2 protein-coding genes are annotated in these 3026 nt (G+C 50.9%); both read left to right on the top strand.

Annotated features, from left to right (window positions below; genetic code table 11):
- Positions 1 to 1382 (top strand): RAP domain-containing protein (locus ACO6UY_RS24265; RefSeq protein ID WP_422463915.1); only part of this gene is annotated, 1382 nt, incomplete at its 5' end.
- A gap of 170 nt (positions 1383 to 1552) precedes the next feature.
- On the top strand, positions 1553 to 3026 hold a 1474-nt coding region (locus tag ACO6UY_RS24260; protein ID WP_422491613.1), incomplete at its 3' end, for a DUF1601 domain-containing protein.

Raw genomic sequence — 3026 nt, 5'->3', positions numbered from 1 at the left:
CCCAGGGCATTGCCAACCTGCTGTGGGCCATGGCGAAACTGGTGGACAACGGACAGGAGCAGACACCAGAGCTCTACGAGGCCGTGGCCGCACTATTGCCCCCCGTGAACGCACAAAAAGCTGACTTTAAACCACAGGGTATCGTCAGCCTGCTGTGGGGCATGGCAAAACTGGTGGACAACGGGCATGAGCAGACACCAGAGCTCAACGAGGCCTTGGCCGCGCTGCTACCCCACGTGAACGCACAGAAAGACCAATTTATTCCTCAACACATCGCCAACCTGCTGTGGGCCATGGCGAAACTGGTGGACAGCGGGCTGGAGCAGACACCAGGGCTCAACGAGGCCGTGGCTGCCCTGTTGCCCCTTGTGAACGCACAGAAAAACCAACTTAATGCCCAGGGCATTGCCAACCTGCTGTGGGCCATGGCGAAACTGGTGGACAACGGGCAGGAGAAGATACCAGGGCTCATGGAGGCCGCGGCCGCGCTGTTGCCCCACGTGAACGCACAGAAAGCTAACTTTACACCACAGGCAATCACCAACCTGCTATGGGCCGTGGCGAAACTGGTGGACAACGCGCAGCAGCGGACACCAGTGCTCAACGAGGCTGTGGTCGCGCTATTGCCTCTCGTGAACGCACAAAAAGCTAACTTTAAACCACAGGAAATCGCTAACCTGCTTTGGAGCATGGCGAAACTGGGTGAACTCGTTGAGCTGAACGTGGTTACCTCTACGTTCGAATCGCTTGTCTATAGAATCAGTGAGAACCCTCAGTTATCTCATCATGATATATCGATGTCTCTCTGGGCCGTAATGGTATGCTGTGCCAGGTTGGCTCTAGACTCCAATGCCCATCGAAATAACGTGCTTGAAAAGCACATGGATGACCTGTTCACTCGCCTGGAAAATACATCGCCAGATAATGAAGAGGATCAATCCATCATGATCATGGCTGCAAGCTGGCTTGGCAGAGCCTGTCCGTTCGTTCGCCATTACCAGACAAACATTTCAAAAACCCAAGCCGACTTTCGCGATCAACTCCAATCATCTATTCCATCTCTGAAGATCGAAGAAGAAAAGAGTCTGAACTCATTACCTCCGGTTGACCTGCTTCTGCCAGATCACAACATAGTGATTGAAATTCAGGGACCGTCTCATTACGTGGGTGGTGATTTCAATACCAGAAAAGGCTCGACTCTGCTTAAAATCGAACTGCTGCAAAAAGCAGGATTTGAGGTCATTGAAATCCCGGCTAACCAGCTTTTGAAGAAAGATTTAATGAAGCTATATATTGATCAAATAAAGATCAGGGTAGGCATCCTGCCACAGGGTCATGACTCTGTTTCACTTAAAAGAGGGTGGGCAGTGCTGCATATGTAACTGCCGAAGAACATTTACAAGAGCAAACCAGCCCAGCAAGGAAAAAGAAAACAAACAGCCAGTAATCGCCTTCCTCCCACCATGACTCAAGTAAACTTTTCTGCAAAATGAACTTCTGAGCAGAACAGCAGTCTGCTTTTCATATTTTCATGAATTAATGAAAGATAATTATGGATAGAAGTTCTGCTGGTATCAGTGGTCAATACACAAGATCAGATAACGGTTACAACCAACCGAATGGCCATGCCCCTTCTTCAAGGCGTGGGAGATACAGATATGCCACGGTCAGACAGCGGAATAGTTACCCCCGCTCTACTCCGGGATGTAATGAATTTCACCGTTCTTCTGGCACACGCCCTTCTCAATATTTAATACACCGTTCAGTCAACTCTGCTCAAGATTTTAATGCCCTCATCAAACAGGAAATAATGGATGATCTGGTGAGTAAATCGAATCGTTTCGGTCATCGCTATGATGGGAGAAATCACGGGCACTATGCCAGTTCAATTAAAAAATACACGTTAGCTGTTCAAAGACCGTTAAATCGAACAGAACAAAGCCAGCTGATGCGGTTGCTGCAAAATTTTACCGCAACCCGGAGCTGGAATTGGCGAAGCCTGACGACAACACTGCACTCATTGACTTCAGCGGGTGTTTTTACCCTTCATAAACCCATGGATGAGCGAGTTAAACTTACTCAGACTATCTTATTGTCAACACTTCTTGATGCAATAATATTCAAGTGCAACCAAAAACCTCCAGCCAGGGATATTGATGCCCGGGGAATTGCCAACCTGCTGTGGGCCATGGCAAAACTGGTGGACAACGGGCAGGCACAGACACCAGAACTCAAAGAGGCCATGGCCGAGCTGTTGCCCCTCGTAAACGCACAGAAAGACCAATTTATTCCGCAGCATATCGCCAACCTGCTGTGGGCCATGGCGAAACTGGTGGACAAAGGCCAGGAGCAGACACCAGAGTTCAAAAAGACAGTCGCCTCGCTGTTGCCCCTGGTGAACGCACAGAAAAACCAATTTACTGCCCAGGGGATTGTCAACCTGCTGTGGGCCATGGCGAAACTGGTGGACAAAGGGCAGGAACGGACACCGGGACTCAAAGAGGCAGTGGCCGCGTTGTGGCCCCACGTGAACGCACAGAAAGCTCACTTTAACCCCCAGGAAATCGCCAACCTGCTGTGGGGCATGGCAAAACTGGTCGGCTGCGGGCAGCATACATCAGGGCTTACAGAGGCCTTGGCCGCGCTGTTGCCCCACGTGAACGTACAGAAAGCACACTTTAAACCCCAGGAAATCGCCAATCTGCTGTGGGCCATGGCAAAACTGGTCGACAGCGGGCAGGAACAGACACCAGAGTTCAAAGAGGCCGTGACCACGCTGTTGCCCCAAGTGAATGCCAAGAAAGCTCTCTTTAAACAACAGGAAATCACCAATCTGCTGTGGGCCATGGCGAAACTGGTGGACAACGGCCAGGAGCAAACACCACGGCTCAAAGAGGCCGTGGCCGCGCTATTGCACCGCGTGAACACACAGAAGGACCAATTTATTCCTCAGCATATCGCCAACCTGCTGTGGGCCATGGCGAAATTGGTGGACAACGGGCAGGAGCTGACACCCGGGCTCAACG

It is taken from the genome of Endozoicomonas sp. ALE010, assembly GCF_049310165.1.
Taxonomy (GTDB): Bacteria; Pseudomonadota; Gammaproteobacteria; order Pseudomonadales; family Endozoicomonadaceae; genus Endozoicomonas.
This window is presented reverse-complemented; position numbering and strand designations above follow the sequence as displayed.